This window comes from Veillonella intestinalis, from assembly GCF_943193155.1.
Classification (GTDB): domain Bacteria; phylum Bacillota; class Negativicutes; order Veillonellales; family Veillonellaceae; genus Veillonella_A; species Veillonella_A intestinalis.
This window is the reverse complement of sequence record NZ_CALPDB010000003.1, coordinates 105,571-122,680: the sequence shown is the minus strand read 5'-3', so window position 1 is coordinate 122,680 and position 17,110 is coordinate 105,571. Positions and strand designations below refer to the sequence as shown.

Below are 17,110 nucleotides of genomic sequence, written 5' to 3'. Positions count from 1 at the left end.
TCCATACAACTAAAAATCAATACATCCTATAAATTATAACTATCCAAGGAGGTCCTTCCTATGAAACAAACAATTACTTTAGATACAATTTCTCACGGAGTTACTTATGCTAAAGGCTTTCAAGCAATTGGTATTCAAGCCGGCTTAAAGAAAAGTGGCAAACATGATTTGGCCCTCATTTATACAGCTAAAAAAGCAGCCGTAGCCGGTACTTTTACCCAAAACAAGGTAGCAGCGGCTCCAGTATATATTTCCAAAGAAACTGTAGCTACTGGCACCGCCCATGCTATTATTTCTAATTCGGGTTGTGCCAATGCTTGCACTGGAGCACAAGGGCTAGCTAACGCTCATACTATGGCACAAGCTACAGCTCAAGCCCTACATTGCGAACCTAATGATATAGTGGTTGGTTCTACTGGTATTATTGGCCAACAATTGCCTATTGATGATATTACTAAAGCTATCCCTACATTAGTAGATAGCCTGACCTTTGATGGCACTGAACTAGCAGGCAAAGCAATTTTAACCACTGACACCTACTCCAAAACAGCCAGTACACATTTCACTGTAGCAGATAAAGAGATTCACTTAGGAGCTATTGCCAAAGGGTCAGGCATGATTCGCCCTAATATGGCGACAATGCTTTGTTACATAACAACAGACCTTGCCATTACCCCTGAACTCCTTCAAAAAGCACTTCATGCTTGTGTGTCCAAATCCTTTAACATGATTTCCGTTGATGGCGATATGAGCACTAATGACATGGCTATCATATTAGCAAATGGTGCTGCTGAAAACCCGCTCATTGATACAGAAAACGAATACTTTGACCTTTTTCAAGAAGCGCTTATGGCAATTACTGTATCTCTAGCCAAACAAATTGCTGCCGATGGCGAAGGAGCTAGCAAATTCATTACCATTAATGTGGAAGAAGCCACCGATTTTGAAAGTGCTAAATTGGTAGGCATGACCATCGCCAATTCCCCTCTTGTGAAAACAGCATTTTTTGGGGAAGATCCAAACTGGGGTCGTCTCATCTGTGCCGCCGGCTATGCAGGAGCCCCTATGAATCCAGATACGACTGTATTAAAAATTGGCGGCATTACAATTTTCAAAAATGGCATGGGCGCTGTATATAATGAAAAAACCTTAAAAGACATTATGAGTGAACATGATATTACCGTCACCGTCGAACTCAATGAAGGGCAAGCTAATGCTACTGTCTGGACCTGTGATTTAACATATGACTATGTAAAAATCAACGGCGAATATCATACCTAATAAAGTATTTTGTAGTTTCCACAACTTAATTGAAAGGAGCTCTTCCTATGATTAACGAACTTAACGACCTTAATGTAGCTACCGTTCACAACCCTAATGAGGCAGCTATCCACACTACACTAAGTGCTGCCAGCAAAGCTTCCATCCTTATCGAAGCTTTGCCATATATTCAAAAATTTACCGGCAAAACTATGGTCATCAAATATGGTGGCAATGCAATGATTAGCGAAGAACTAAAAAATAAAGTCATGCAAGACATTGCCCTTATGAAATGCATTGGCATTCGCCCCGTTCTCGTCCATGGCGGCGGTCCTGACATTACTAACTTTTTAGAAAAAGTTGGTAAAACAAGCTCATTTGTTAGCGGTCTACGCGTAACCGATGCTGAAACTGTTACAATTGCGCAAATGGTACTAGGTGGCAAAATTAATGCAGAAATTGTTAGTCGCCTCAATAGTTTGGGCATTCCTGCTATCGGTTTAACTGGCAAAGATGCCAATTTGCTAAAAGCCCATAAAAAACTGGCCGAAGTGCATGAAGCCAATGGTGAAACAAATCACATAGATATTGGCTTTGTAGGTGAAGTTACTGCGGTCAATACACAATTAATTAACGATTTATTAGACAATGGCTATGTACCTGTCATTTCACCAATAGGAGCCGGCAAAGGCGAAACTACCTATAATATCAATGCTGACTATGTAGCCGCCGAAGTAGCAGGCGCTTTGGGAGCTGAAAAACTCCTCATGCTTACTAACACCAAAGGTATTTATACATCCTTAGATGATCCAAAATCTTTCCTCTCTAGCATTCCCCAAGCAGAAGCTGTTGCTCTAATCGAAAACGGCACAATCCAAGGTGGTATGATTCCTAAAGTGGAAGCCGTCTTACATGCCCTACAATGCGGTACCAAACGCGTCAGCATTATCGACGGGCGTGAGCCACATGCATTATTGCTTGAATTATTTACAAATAAAGGGATTGGCACAGAAATTATTTAAGGAGGAGCCCCATGAATACAACCGACATTATAAATCACGATAAACAAGATTATTTCCCAGTCTTTGCACGGTATGATATCGTTCTTGACCATGGCGAAGGGCCTTACCTCTATGACACGAATGGGAAACAATATTTAGACTATTTAGCCGGGATTGCTGTTAATATAGTAGGCCATAATTATCCACCATTAGTAAAAGCCATTGCAGAGCAAGCCAGTAAAATGATCCATTGCTCTAATCTCTATTACACAGAAGTACAAGCTCAAGCCGCTGCCAAATTAAAAGCCTTAAGCGGCATGGATAAAGTCTTTTTTGCCAATTCAGGGGCCGAAGCTAACGAGGGCGCTATTAAACTAGCCCGTAAATATGCAACAGCTAAGGATCCTGAAAAAATCCAAATCATTTCAGCCCTTCACAGCTTCCACGGACGCACCATCGCCACCTTAACGGCTACAGGCCAAGAAAAATATCATCAGGGCTTTGGCCCCTTGCCAGCAGGCTTCGACTATGTACCCTACGGAGATATTAACGCATTAACAGCCAAAGTTACCGATAAAACTTGTGCCATTTTATTAGAAGCAATCCAAGGCGAAGGAGGCGTTCATATTCCATCTGCCAATTATCTTAAAGAAGTAAAAACACTGTGTGAAAAATATGATGTGCTTCTTATTATTGATGAAATTCAAGCTGGCATGGGCCGTACAGGCACCTTCTTTGCTTACCAACAATTTGGTATTCAACCAGACATCGTAACCTTAGCTAAAGGACTCGCTGGCGGTGTGCCCATTGGAGCCTTTTTGAGTACAAATAAACTAGCTCATACCTTCAAAGCTGGTGACCATGGTTCCACCTTTGGTGGCAATCCCCTAGCCTGTGCCGCCGCTAATGCTGTTTTAACCGCCATCGAAACAGAACAGCTTATGGCTAACGCCACAACAGTAGGCAAGTATCTATTAGAGCAATTAAGCCACTTAAAAACACAGTATCCAACTTTAATTACGGATGTCCGTGGCAAGGGCCTTATGGTTGGTGTAGAGCTTACTAAACCAGGTCGTGATATTGTGAATCACTGCCTACAAAAAGGTCTTATTATTAACTGCACCGCTAATACAGTCCTACGTTTTGTCCCGCCTTTAACAATTACTAAAGAACATGTAGATCAACTCATTACCGTCTTAAATGACGTATTACCAACGCATATAGACTAAACTATTTATATACATTCATACAAGCATACGAGCATACGAACAAAGGAGCAACTTATGAAACAGGGCGACGATTTTATTTCTATCCATGACCTTTCAACTGAAGAAGTATGGCAATTATTAGAACTAGCAACAGACCTAAAAGAAAAACAAAAAGCAGGCATACCTCATCCCTACTTACAAGGAAAAACCTTAGGAATGATTTTTGAAAAATCATCTACACGTACTCGTGTCTCTTTTGAAACAGGCATCTATCAGCTAGGGGGACAAGGCTTATTCCTATCGAGCCGAGATTTGCAAATGGGTCGTGGTGAACCTATAAAAGATACAGCCCGTGTATTATCTCGCTATGTAGATGGCATTATGATTCGCACATTCGCCCACGATACAGTCTTGGAACTTGCCAAATATGCGGATGTGCCCGTTATCAATGCATTAACAGACCTGCTTCATCCCTGCCAAGCTATGGCTGACATGATGACAGCCGTAGAGTATAAGGGTAAAAACTTAGCAGGCAAGAAATTAACCTTCATTGGGGATGGCAATAATATGGCTCACTCCTTAATGTTTGCCTGTGCTAAACTCGGTATGCATTTTACCTTTGCTGGCCCAAAAGGCTATGAACCTAATAAAGAAATTATTAAACTAGCTACCGCTGATGCCAAAGCAACTGGTGGTACCATCGAAATTCTTAATGATCCCCTAATTGCCGCTAAAAATTCTGACATTTTCTACACAGATGTATATGCTAGTATGGGACAAGAGGCAGAATATGAAGCAAGACTCAATATTTTCAAAGGCTTCCAAGTCAACCAAGATCTTCTTAATGTAGCCCAACCGGATGCCATAGTTATGCATTGCCTTCCAGCTCATCGTGAAGAAGAAATTACAAATGACGTATTTGAAGCGCAAGCTCAAGTTATTTTTGACGAAGCCGAAAATCGTTTACATATGCAAAAAGCAATTATGGCAACCATTATGTAGTTCAAATTCATTGAATATGGGAATATTAAACATTCATGCATTAGTAATCGGTATATAAGAACTAAGTTTATTAAAAAATGCAGCTTGTAAACATTAAACATAGCTATTTAGCAACACTATAATTGTAAACCCAATAAAAATAATAGGTTGATAAAAAGAACCTCCCCTTGTATACTTAAAATTAGGTATAGAAAGAGGAGGTCTTTTTTATGAAAACACGTTTGTTATTTCGTGCGGCACTCATCATCGCATTATTAACAATTGGAGCACGCATTCAAATTCCATTACCTTACTTTGATTATTACACGTTACAATTTACCTTTGTATTATTAGCTGCGGTCATTTTACCACCACGCTACGCTTGGGGTGCTGTAGCTACTTATGTGCTTATGGGGCTTATTGGAATTCCTATTTTCGCTGGTGGTGGCGGTCTTGGCTATATTGTCCGTCCTAGCTTTGGCTATTTAATTGGTTTTATTTTTACAGCAGGGATTCTATCCTATATGAAGCATCACTACCACCTTCACAGTCGCAAAAGCTATTTTGGACTTAACTGTCTAGGGATTTTCATTACTTATCTCTTTGGCTTATCGTATAAAATTGCCATATTATCCTTATATTTGAATCAAGCCGTGCCGCTAAGTGATATCTTTCATGTTGCAATTGCCTTTGATATTCCCGCTGATTTCCTAATGATTATCATCTTATCGGCAGCGGAAGTACCAATTGTTAATGCCCTTCAAAGCTTAAACCGACAAGCACTGACTCATTAACACAAGCTCACTCAAACTAGTATATATAAAATAGAAAATAAAATGGCCGTCATTCCATAATTAGAATGGCGGCTATTTTATATATGCTCTATCAATCCCAAACTAAACTAGTCATACTCAAACTCCCCCATACATAATCATGAGTAGTAATAGTAACAGGTTGTAATGTTAACTGATTAACTGTGCCTTCACCCAATACAGCGCCTAAGCAATAATATAATGGCGCTAAATGATCCGGCATCTCTGCTGCAACCCGAGCACCAGGCAACATTTCCCAATGTAAAGCACCTTCTAAATCATTATCCATTGTAGGATCTAATTTACGCAATAAAGTTTCTTCAAACTGTTCAGCCTGTAGCAAGGCACTATTCCCCATATTGGGATTAATGATTCGTAAATTATGAACAATATCACCACTGCCTATAATAAGCACACCTTGCTCACGTAATGCAGATAACTTTTGCCCTAAAGCAAACCACTGACGAGCATCCTTCTGGTAATCGACAGACAATTGAACTACAGGAATATCTGCTTCTGGAAACATTTTTAATAAGGGTGCATAAGCCCCGTGGTCATAACCACGATTCATTTTTACTGACACTTCACTACCTAATACAGTTTGTATCCACTCAATCAACGATTTAGATGTATGTGCTGGATATTGTAGCTCATAAATGGGTTCGGGAAATCCATACATATCATAAATCATAGCAGGCTCAGCATCCCCTTGTACAAAACTACCTGCTGTATACCAATGAGCCGAAATCATCAAAATAGCCTTTGGCTTAGGTATATTCGCTACTATTTTCTCCCATTCTTTAGTCCAAGGATTGTCTTCTATTAGATTCATGGGGGAACCATGTCCTATAAATAAAACAGGCATACTTGATTTAACTCTGATATTCTCTGAAGTTGCTGATTTTGAAACTGCTCTCTCCGAAATGGCTTCCTCTGAAACCATCACCGTATTTGCTATATTTCTTTGATGTAAGTGTACTGTTTCTTTTTCCTCCATCATAATAAAAACCTCTTTTCAATCTACTATTCAACGCTATAACTTACCTATCTTCTCATGATACCATTATAATATGTAATATAAATCATTACAACTGTTATCTTTGTTATATACTCTCTCTGTTATATATTCCCTTTGCTTTTCTACTTTATATATTTCTGCCACTTTTTTATTATATATTTTGCCTCACAACCTATTTTATACACCAGTTCATATTATATTTATGCGCTTTATATATACTTACTATATAGCTTATTAAGCAACTATTTAACCAATACTACTTTATTTTATTATAGTAAAGAGGCGCATTATGAAACCAACCGTTTATAAAAATACAATACATACACATAATAAAACTAACATTGCACGAAAACTTTTATTAACGTCCACAATGTTAACAATCCTAGCTATGAATCCTGTGTTAGCTAATACAGCTTCAGCAATAGATTTTAACAAAATTCCTCCCCTCCCACCTATGCCCAATGCTACTATGTTACCGCCAATTGGTGACCATAGCATTTCAGAAATCCCTGCCTATGATTATGGTGCCTCTAAAATAGTTAATGCTCGAACCGAAACATTGAATAAAGAGCTAACTAATACTCAATCTGATGAAAATGTAATTATGGCCAAGAAAACTGGCATTGCCAATGTAACTAATATAAAGATATCCAAAACTGGCAACACAACGAGTGAAGACAATAGTAACTTTTACGGACAAAATGCAGCTATATTAGCTACACCTAGTAGTACCATTTATCTAAATGGCACTACTATCAATACAGATGCTAATGGTGCTAATGCCGTTTTTGCTAGTGGTAAAAACGCAAATATTGAAGCTAATAATATTTCCATTCACACAAAACAAGACTCCTCACGTGGCCTTGATGCAACCTATAACGGTGTTGTCATTGGTAAGCAGGTAACAATCACTACAGAAGGGGCCCATAGTGCCTCTCTAGCTACTGATCATGGTGAAGGTACTATCAATGTTTCAGAAGCAACCCTTCATACTAGCGGCCAAGGCAGTCCACTCATTTATTCTACCGGTAATATTACTTTACAAAATGGCGTTGGTGAAGCCACTGATAGCGAAATTGGCGTCATTGAAGGAAAAAATAGTATAACCATTGTAAATTCAAATCTCACGGGCCATGTGGATAATGGCTTTATGCTCTACCAAAGTTTTTCAGGCGATGCGAAAAGCGGTATTGCTCAACTTGATGCAAGCAACTCCAAACTGACAACTTACGCAGATGGTGCTTTTATTCATGTGAATAATACCCAAGCGACAGCAACCTTAGAAAATAATGAAATCATTATGCCAAATACAAATGTCTTAATCAAAGCGGCCGCCAACCGCTGGGGTACAAAAGGCGAAAATGGCGGACATTTAACATTTACTGCTAAAAATCAGCAATTAACCGGGCAAATCATAGCCGATTCTATTAGCACTATTAATCTGTCACTCACCAATGGCTCCATTTTAACAGGTTCTATTAACCCTGATAACCAAGCGCAGGCAATTACCTTAACACTAAGTAAAGATTCCATTTGGAATGCAACAGAAGATTCAAATGTAACTACCTTAACAAATGAAGATCCTACTAATAGTAATATCCATACTAATGGTCATATTGTAAAAATAGCAGGAACTGTACTTAAATAATGAGGTTTAAATAGGAATAAAATAAAAATAAAAATCAAAATAAAGACTTACCTTAAAATTACTAACATAAACTAAGATAGTAATAACAAGGTAAGTCTTTTTTGTTTTAAGTATATTTGAGGTGTATTTCAGACAAGCTTGTACTTATAAAAATAAAACTATAAGTTAATTATGATATAGAAAGATAATTGTTGATTTAAAAACGGCAATCATAAACATAAGACTTTCAATCATTATTTAATTCACCTTCGGTATCATACTTCAACCCGCTTTGCACTCATAAGTACAAGACGTTCATCGAGCAAATAATAGGCTTCATTTTTCTACTTCAATCCGCTTTGCGCTCATAAGCATAAGACGTACTCTAAAAGAGCGCTCCGAGAGGCGCTGTAACTTCAATCCGCTTTGCGCTCATAAGCATAAGACATGAGACGAGGTAACGGACTTGGATGTGTTTATAAACTTCAATCCGCTTTGCGCTCATAAGCACAAGACTGAATATGTTGCTTCACTAAAAAAAGATTTAGGTCACTTCAATCCGCTTTGCGCTCATAAGCACAAGACTGGTTGGTTCTTATGCAGATTTAAGTCGTATGAAAACTTCAATCCGCTTTGCGCTCATAAGCACAAGACTTTACCATTTGAAGAAATATTGGATATAGCCAAAACTTCAATCCGCTTTGCGCTCATAAGCACAAGACAAGGTTTACGAGCATTACAAATTAAAGCCATCAAACTTCAATCCGCTTTGCGCTCATAAGCACAAGACCCTCTTTTAGGGCGCGTGCGCCTAATCGAGCTTGACTTCAATCCGCTTTGCGCTCATAAGCACAAGACCCAGTTGCTGTTGCATTTATACCTTGGATAAAGAACTTCAATCCGCTTTGCGCTCATAAGCACAAGACTGCTACATATAGTAGTAAAGACTATCTATATAGCACTACTAGAATATATCATAAATAATACTTACTACTAATAATTCATTCTTACACTAAAGTTATAGAATACATTAAAATTTTAGTGCGAAACTATTTATAAATCACATTTAACTTATTATTCGCACTACCACCAATCAAGTAATTCAAATAAGACAAATCATACTATCTCATCATATGTTAAAATTACCACTTTTTCACACATGCACAAGACCATTTCAGCGAACAGACAGGGACCACACTTCAACCCACTTACACACATGTATAAGACCGCCCTTTACCAAGGCGGGGAATATTATTGCTTGAACTTCAATCCACTTACACACATGTATAAGACTTTTTTGAGGAGTTAATCAATGAATAAAAATAAAACTTCAATCCACTTACACACATGTATAAGACTTGATTGGCTCGTAGATGAGGCTGATACAGCCGAGACTTCAATCCACTTACACACATGTATAAGACATAAGTTACTGTTTCGGTATCTTTCCAAAATTTGACTTCAATCCACTTACACACATGTATAAGACATAATCTAAATGATGAGTTACAAACTCCAGTACCAACTTCAATCCACTTACACACATGTATAAGACCATAATAGCGAATCTACAAAAATTCGTGAATGGATACTTCAATCCACTTACACACATGTATAAGACGTATGGTTCCATCTAGTATGCTACAAGGATTAATACTTCAATCCACTTACACACATGTATAAGACTTGATTGGCTCGTAGATGAGGCTGATACAGCCGAGACTTCAATCCACTTACACACATGTATAAGACAAACCAGCAATATATTCTACTGGGCCTGGAGACTACTTCAATCCACTTACACACATGTATAAGACCAGTACAGCAATTAATCGAAAACGCAGAACCAGAAACTTCAATCCACTTACACACATGTATAAGACACCGAAGAAACGCCTAAAAAACGCCGTACACGCAAACTTCAATCCACTTACACACATGTATAAGACCTCGACATTGTTACGGAGTAAATAAATTGGATCTCACTTCAATCCACTTACACACATGTATAAGACGACCGAAGCCGAAAAGAGAAAGGCTAAAATCGAGACTTCAATCCACTTACACACATGTATAAGACGTATTGTAAATGTAATTTTATTTCTCGTGTTAGCACTTCAATCCACTTACACACATGTATAAGACCTTTAATGGATTTTGAAGCTGGAAAAAGTTTAGATACTTCAATCCACTTACACACATGTATAAGACACAATTGGCATGTGAGAGCTGTAAATATGGAGCTGACTTCAATCCACTTACACACATGTATAAGACAAAAGTTTACTATCAAAAAAGCCGGTAAAGCGGTTACTTCAATCCACTTACACACATGTATAAGACATGGAGCTCGAGACCTACGGCGGCAAGCTAGTCGAACTTCAATCCACTTACACACATGTATAAGACGTTTCTGTAACGCAAAACGGCAAGGTTGTAGCTGGGACTTCAATCCACTTACACACATGTATAAGACAGGTGCCAACTAATTCTAAAACTGATACAACTACACACTTCAATCCACTTACACACATGTATAAGACTCCTGCTACGATTTGTTCGTTGATTTCCTGAAAAACTTCAATCCACTTACACACATGTATAAGACATGTAATCGACATAATGGGGCAACCAACCCCATGACTTCAATCCACTTACACACATGTATAAGACCCTGTTGAGCGGACAATTAACGAGTGTGACGAGTTACTTCAATCCACTTACACACATGTATAAGACGTGTGTTATGGGTGGCTTACCAAGAGGCAAGCACCAACTTCAATCCACTTACACACATGTATAAGACACCCGTCACCACCTTGCGAAAATCGGCTGTATCTGACTTCAATCCACTTACACACATGTATAAGACTTAGGCGGTAACAGTTCCCACTGCTACCGCTACCACTTCAATCCACTTACACACATGTATAAGACACTCCGTAAATGGCCCTGAAAAACGAAGTGTTGATACTTCAATCCACTTACACACATGTATAAGACCTTAATATTTCATCAGTTTCAATCGGCTGACCATACTTCAATCCACTTACACACATGTATAAGACACAAAGTGCGTCAGACCACCACTGTTGCCCTATCTACTTCAATCCACTTACACACATGTATAAGACTGCTACATATAGTAACTAAAAAACACATATCCACTATATCTAAATCAAATTATTAATACTAATTGTTAATAAACTCTCATCCATTATAATATATTATCAACATAAAAGAAAAAGAGTGCGAACTGAATTTACTTTTATAAACAACTTACTATTCGCACTCTAACACAAACAACTATAAATCTATCTCTAGCTTAAATAATCATTGGCCCTTCTACATCATAAGAAGGATCTTTCCCCATAGTTTCAATGCTACTTTTATAATTTTTGCCTAAACGATAAAAACGCAAATTATCAATGTCTGCATCAATGATTTTTTCCAATTTATGCTTTAATAAGCAAAATTGCCCCTCATCTACACTACATTCAAAGACCGAATTTTGAACTCGTTGCCCGTAATCAAGGCATACTTTAGCCACCTGGCGCAATCGACGTCTACCAGCCGTACTTTCTGTATTAATATCATACGTCACTAATACATACACACTACCACATCCATCCTAATTACCATTGTATTACACTGTTTCATTATCTAATTAAGGCTCACCACACATTTATAGTCGCCTATATAATTTATCCAGTCTAGACTATCATTTCCACATAAAAGGTGGATATGCGTCCAAGTCGCCACGTAAGAAACGCGCATATAAAAGAGCCTGTACAAAAGGCACCAAACCCCAAGGAATCTTTTCCTCTAAAAATGGATGCACTAATGTTTCTTTTTTACGTTCCTGCCATTTAGCTACTACAGTTCGTCGAGCATCATCATTCATTAAAATCGCTCCATTGCTTTCCTCTGAAAAATCCTTACTGTTAACTACTTTACGGTTAATCAAAGACAATACAAATCGATCTACCAATGGTGAACGCAACTCTTCTAACAAATCTAAAGCAAAGGAAATCCGCCCCGGCCGATCTACATGCATAACACCGGCATAAGCATCAAGGCCTACTGACTCTAAAGCACTAGCCACATCATTAGCGAGTACGCTATACATAAAAGACAATAACGCATTAACACGATCTAATGGAGGTCTACGAGACCGTATTGTAAATTGAAACGACTCTTTTTGATTTAAAATCATATCATCAAAAACACTAAAATATTCAGATTGAGCCACCCCTTCAATACCACGCAAATGCGCCATATTGGCAGAGGAAGTGCATTGTTTAGTATAGGCTGTTAACGTGTTAGACACACTTTTCAAGCGACTCGTATCAAGGCGTTCGCTATATTGTCTAATGTAACGCTCCAATGTCCATTTTTCATTATATATTTTGGCTGTAATTACATGCTTTGCCACTGCCAGTGCTCGCTCTGTATCATCACATAATCGATATTGCTCACGGCGTAATAAAATATTACCTTGTGAACGCCCCTGCATACGACTAATTAAACGTCCATGACTAGTCATAAATGCAATACCGATACCCTGTTCCATGCAACGTTCTAATAACTTAGGACTAATCCCACTATACGCAAACGTTACGATGTCTTGAATATTATGCAAAGGATACCGACCTAACGTATCACCGTCTTTTTTCAAAACTACATTTTCACCTGCTGTCGCTAGGTAAATATCCGGAGTCATAACATATAAGGTATTTTGTAATACTTTCATTCCTCCAACCGCCTTTGCATATATTCTGTTGCCGATTTTACCTTACTCAGTTCAGGCAAACAAATATTTTGTAACGAGCAGGCCTTGCATCGTTTACTAATTTTTACTTTCGGAGTATACTGACGTGCGTAATATTGATTCATTTCAGCTACCATTTGCTTAATATAATCGCGCATAGCCTCTGTAATAGATACTACTTCACGCCGTCTTGTTTCATGATAAAACAAAGCGCCCTCTGCAATTTTAATGCCCAGCATTTCTTCTAAGCATAGTGCCTGAGCTACAACCTGCAATTGATCGCTTAAGTCTTCTTTAGATTTACCACGCTTATACTCTACGGGAATTACAGTATACTTGGCATCATATTTACTAAAATATTCGCCGGTATCTGATTCTACAAGTTCCACAGCATCACAAATTCCACGAATACCTAAGGTATGGGAGATAACTGGCAACGAACGGAGCACCCGTTTGTTGCCAATTTTTTCATCCGTTTTGCCAGTATCGACTTTCTCATGTTTAATACTGCCATCAATGGTAAAAAAGTTATCTGCCCACGCCTGTTCAATATGAATCAGCGCCCATTGCCTACGGCAAAAAGTAAAATGTTGAATACCTGCTATTTGTAAATAATCATCTTCTTGTGTCATATAATCACACTTATTCAATACTTATTCATTGCTTATTCAATGATTTCAACAGTAAGCCCATCCGCCTTATAGCTAGCTAACTTATCTTCATTAAGTGTGATTTCATAATCAGCAAAGCTACGAGGTGCCCCTTCAGCCAAATGTTTTACTTCTACTAAATTATGAATATGTGCTGTCGATGTACAGCCCAATTTATTAGGATGCGTAAACCAATATAAACGTTCTACGGCCATACTACCTTCTGGACGAGCAGAGGACATATCATTTTCAAATAAAGTTTGTAATGCTTCTTTCACAATTTCAGCATCTTCATCTGTGAAACCTGTTTTTTCAGCAAAATAACAGTTAATGCTACCACATACTTTATAAACACCATATTCAACAAAATATTTTGTCCCCATTGTATCGGAAGAACGTTTACCAACTTCAGCATTCATCCCATTCGTACTACGCGTAATTTGCATAGTAATAACATCTACTACATCAAGACTTTTACCACGGCTAATAGATACAGGCCCACGAATACCAATAGAGCGCTTTTGGAACGTCATAACTTGGCCAAAAGCACGCACATCAAGCCATGTTTCACAAGATTCTTTCACTACATCTTCGGTGCTTACTTTATCACTAAATTTATTAGTGAAACGAGCTTCTAATGAGGAAAAGCCATCATCAACTCGCTCTTGTGATTTTACAAAAATTTCATGGCCCGTATCTTGGAAACGATTACGTAATTTACGTTTAATCGCCACATCAGACACTTCTCCATAGCCATCATAATCAGAACGAGGCGTATTCCCCATCAAAGGATCACCATTAGGATTCGCCCCATTTACAGAAAAGAACAAAACAAAATCGATTTTTTTACTTAATGTACTCATAATAGTACCTCCCTAATCATTAATCATTATGACTTAGACTTGCATATATTTCTCTGTAGACCACTCGTATTCGATCACTACAGTTTTAAATTACTCTCCACTTTTAATCATTCTTAACTGTTAGCCTATTCTTCAGTTTCAAGCTTAACCTCTGTTTTATCTTTCTTAGTATAAAAACTTTGTTTTTGTGCATAATAACCAAGTATAAAGTCTTCTTTTAACACAGCTCTTGCTACAAGAGTATTTTCTTCTGTAGCTTTAATCGCCGTATACAATTCCGTTAATAGTTTATCGTAATTAACATATAGCCCCATTTTTCTCTTTTTCAAACTATTCTGATACGGCATGCTCTTACGCTGTAATAAAACAGAAATTTGCAATGGTCGGCTCTGCATAGCACTCCACAAGCGTTCCGCATTTGTTATACGGCCTTCACTTTTACTATTACTAGACATAGCATCCATTTCTAACTTTTCATAGGTCGCTAGTAAACGACCATACAAGAAACTGCGTGAATTTTCCATACGCAAAGCCCCCTTCTCATCAAACACTTGATAGCCCTTATCCGCTTTATGTTTCTTTATAATACTACAACAACGATTTAGTGCAGCATCCCAGAATTTATCGTATGATTCTCTATTTTTTAACCGATTAACCGCGGTCTGATAAAAATCAATAGGCAATGGTTTACCTGTTAAAACACAAGGCAAAAGTCGTTCTAAATTTTTGCGCACTACCTTTTTTTGTTGACAAATAATCCCTTTATCGCCTTCTTCACCGTAAGTATAGTTAATCAACTTCCGCAAACTAGGTGCTTGCATAATGCGAGTCTGATTTTCCACATCCCAATGAGGCCAAGCCAAATCGATATACCATTGCTGAGCCCGTTCTTTAATATCTGAAATAGCAAAACTTTGGAAATATTTCACAGACATACGGCCATTACTACTTTTTTCAATAATCAAAACACAGAAAAAATCGTCCGCTTCTGTCACTTCACGCTCACTAACGCCAGCAAAATAACGAGTCAACGCAGGAACAATATAACCTAATAGTACATCTTCATGCTTCATAGGTTCTGCTGAAGTATCGTCATTTTCCGTTTCATCTACTTGTGTTTCATCACTGGAGTAGCCCTCATCAGACTGTCGAACTTCTTGGTCTTCATATAAAGGGGCTTGCGCTGCTAATAAATCATAAGAAAGCCAAGATACACAATAGGAGTTTTCTCCTAAATAATGCTTATATTTATCGCTATCTAGTAAGAATTTCAACATATTATGGATTTTTTGCGACGTTTCATAGCCAATATGAATAATCTGCTCCCCATCGGTGAATCGGCCAAAGTAAGTATCCTTATGATTACTAATACTAATTAACTTCGCTTTACCCACAAGTCCACGGTGAGTACTAATGCAGTACATTTTTTTACCAGAAATATCACAATATTCTTGTTCTGGCTGTGCTTCATTCTGCGCCGTTACATACTCAATATATAACTGATGAAGCTCCTTATCTTGTGAAACAGTGATTATACCCTTATCTGCATACGCTATTTCAAAGGTAATAAATAATTTAGCTAAATCAACTTTAGTTTGCTTGCCTGCCTCTTCATATATTACCGCTGAACCATCTAAGGTATAGGCTTCCCCTTTAGTTATATTATTTGCAATATCTTCCAACAGGGTATTCCCTCTCACATAGCGATATATAGCTTGAAACGCTATATTTTGTTTATTGTGCTGTTCTAAAAAGGTTTTTATATCCTCCTGCACTTCAAAGTACAATTTATTTTTTTCAATACCTTTTTTAGTGCCATCACTAACTAAATAGCTCACTTCATCACAAATAGGATGAGGCGCTGCATTAGTCGTTCGATTAATCGACTCTTCTGTTACAGGAAAAACAATATACTCATTTTGCTCCAAATAAGACCCCTTAATCAGTCGACCTTCTTCATTTAAGGTAATCACAAAGATATCCTTGCCAGTTGCCGATTTTTTATTACTATGATACAAGGGCAATAGATTGGGCTCCTTCATATTGTCACTATTATCCACCACCCCACAACTAAGGGCTTGATCATAAGTAGTTAATAGTACCTTCAATAGATTCATTCACTGTCACCCCCTTCTGTATCATATAAAGCTAATTCCTCATCAACCGACATATATCGTATGTCTTTTAACTTAGGATATGGCCGTAATTTATGCGTAATTTCACACTCTTCTGGTCGTATAAAACTAATTACCCCATCACGCATAAAAATGGATGTAAAATTAGAATATAAATGACCATCTGTATAGGACTGTGTTACCCCTTTTTGACGTGGCTCCCGTGTATCCTGATTGGCAAACCCAGGATACACAAAGGAGTGAAACATAATTCCATAAGAAACATCACCCGTTTTAACTGGTTGTAATGCTTCATAATCACTTTCTCGTAAGCGCTGAACATAGCCTATACATTCTCTCGTACCTAAGAAAATATCCCGACGACCCCCTCTACTCATAGAGCGTAGTATAATCTGTTCATGTTTTTTCTCATCCCAATCAGCCTTCATATCAGGAAACTGCTCATTCCACTCAAAGTGAAACTTAATCGCATAGGCTACATCTTTTAAATATGTAAAATACGATAAATCTTTATTGGGAATACCTGTTTTACTATCCGACGTTCCCAAAGGTAATAAAATGCCACGTGTTTCCATCTTTACGGGATTTAACACTTTCACTTCATCGATCACATAGTAGATACTCGGCTTCCAATAAGATGCTTCCACAATACCTTTCAGCGCTTGATACGTCGGCACTTGATACGTAAACTTTTCACCGCCCCCTTTTGACATAGGATCCGTGAATAAAGCATAGTCACCATAAACCTTCATATAAAATGGCTTGGATTGAAACATAGCATCCC

Annotated in this window: 14 protein-coding genes and 1 CRISPR repeat array; of the genes, 7 read left to right on the top strand and 7 right to left on the bottom strand. The window is 37.9% G+C overall.

Annotated elements, in window-relative coordinates; translation table 11 throughout:
* Positions 1–60: 60 nt before the first annotated feature.
* The 5 genes from argJ (at position 61) to NFR44_RS04480 (ending at position 5,244) form a co-directional block, all read left to right on the top strand.
* Complete coding sequence (gene argJ, locus NFR44_RS04500; RefSeq protein WP_251441485.1) at positions 61–1,281, top strand: bifunctional glutamate N-acetyltransferase/amino-acid acetyltransferase ArgJ; 1,221 nt, start codon at positions 61–63, stop codon at positions 1,279–1,281.
* 47 nt (positions 1,282–1,328) lie between these two features.
* Positions 1,329–2,282 (top strand): acetylglutamate kinase, encoded by a 954-nt coding sequence (gene argB, locus NFR44_RS04495; protein WP_251441484.1) that lies wholly within the window; start codon positions 1,329–1,331, stop codon positions 2,280–2,282.
* Positions 2,283–2,293: 11 nt separating this feature from the next.
* A complete protein-coding gene (locus NFR44_RS04490; RefSeq protein ID WP_251441483.1) occupies positions 2,294–3,490 on the top strand; it encodes an acetylornithine transaminase in 1,197 nt (398 codons plus the stop codon).
* A 54-nt stretch (positions 3,491–3,544) separates the two neighbouring features.
* Positions 3,545–4,471 carry an ornithine carbamoyltransferase gene (argF, locus tag NFR44_RS04485; RefSeq protein ID WP_251441482.1) on the top strand — a complete coding sequence of 309 codons (927 nt, stop codon included), beginning with the start codon at positions 3,545–3,547 and terminating at the stop codon, positions 4,469–4,471.
* A 209-nt stretch (positions 4,472–4,680) separates the two neighbouring features.
* Positions 4,681–5,244: a biotin transporter BioY gene (locus NFR44_RS04480; protein ID WP_251441481.1), complete on the top strand. Its 564-nt coding sequence runs from the start codon at positions 4,681–4,683 to the stop codon at positions 5,242–5,244.
* A gap of 91 nt (positions 5,245–5,335) precedes the next feature.
* On the opposite strand, the gene NFR44_RS04475 is transcribed toward NFR44_RS04480, so the two are convergent.
* On the bottom strand, positions 5,336–6,262 hold the full coding sequence (locus tag NFR44_RS04475; protein WP_251441480.1) for a DODA-type extradiol aromatic ring-opening family dioxygenase: 927 nt from the start codon (positions 6,260–6,262) through the stop codon (positions 5,336–5,338).
* 307 nt (positions 6,263–6,569) lie between these two features.
* Here NFR44_RS04475 and NFR44_RS04470 point away from each other — a divergent pair, with 307 nt between their 5' ends.
* Positions 6,570–7,928: a hypothetical protein gene (locus NFR44_RS04470; RefSeq protein WP_251441479.1), complete on the top strand. Its 1,359-nt coding sequence runs from the start codon at positions 6,570–6,572 to the stop codon at positions 7,926–7,928.
* 445 nt (positions 7,929–8,373) lie between these two features.
* Positions 8,374–8,688: a hypothetical protein gene (locus NFR44_RS09495; protein WP_443098518.1), complete on the top strand. Its 315-nt coding sequence runs from the start codon at positions 8,374–8,376 to the stop codon at positions 8,686–8,688.
* A 415-nt stretch (positions 8,689–9,103) separates the two neighbouring features.
* Positions 9,104–11,041: a CRISPR direct-repeat array (repeat unit 31 nt; unit sequence ACTTCAATCCACTTACACACATGTATAAGAC).
* Positions 11,042–11,232: 191 nt separating this feature from the next.
* Here NFR44_RS09495 and cas2 read toward each other — a convergent pair.
* The 6 genes from cas2 to cas5c form a co-directional block, all read right to left on the bottom strand.
* Complete coding sequence (gene cas2, locus NFR44_RS04465) at positions 11,233–11,523, bottom strand: CRISPR-associated endonuclease Cas2 (RefSeq protein ID WP_251441478.1); 291 nt, start codon at positions 11,521–11,523, stop codon at positions 11,233–11,235.
* Positions 11,524–11,628: 105 nt separating this feature from the next.
* Entirely contained in the window at positions 11,629–12,660 is a 1,032-nt protein-coding gene (cas1c, locus tag NFR44_RS04460) for a type I-C CRISPR-associated endonuclease Cas1c (protein WP_251441477.1), read from the bottom strand.
* Entirely contained in the window at positions 12,657–13,310 is a 654-nt protein-coding gene (gene cas4 / locus NFR44_RS04455) for a CRISPR-associated protein Cas4 (RefSeq protein WP_251441476.1), read from the bottom strand. Before cas4 ends, cas1c begins: the two co-directional genes overlap by 4 nt.
* A gap of 32 nt (positions 13,311–13,342) precedes the next feature.
* Entirely contained in the window at positions 13,343–14,191 is an 849-nt protein-coding gene (cas7c, locus tag NFR44_RS04450; RefSeq protein WP_251441475.1) for a type I-C CRISPR-associated protein Cas7/Csd2, read from the bottom strand.
* Between the two features lie 125 nt (positions 14,192–14,316).
* Entirely contained in the window at positions 14,317–16,308 is a 1,992-nt protein-coding gene (cas8c, locus tag NFR44_RS04445; protein ID WP_251441474.1) for a type I-C CRISPR-associated protein Cas8c/Csd1, read from the bottom strand.
* On the bottom strand, positions 16,305–17,102 hold the full coding sequence (gene cas5c, locus NFR44_RS04440; protein ID WP_251441473.1) for a type I-C CRISPR-associated protein Cas5c: 798 nt from the start codon (positions 17,100–17,102) through the stop codon (positions 16,305–16,307). Before cas5c ends, cas8c begins: the two co-directional genes overlap by 4 nt.
* Between the last annotated feature and the right edge of the window lie 8 nt (positions 17,103–17,110).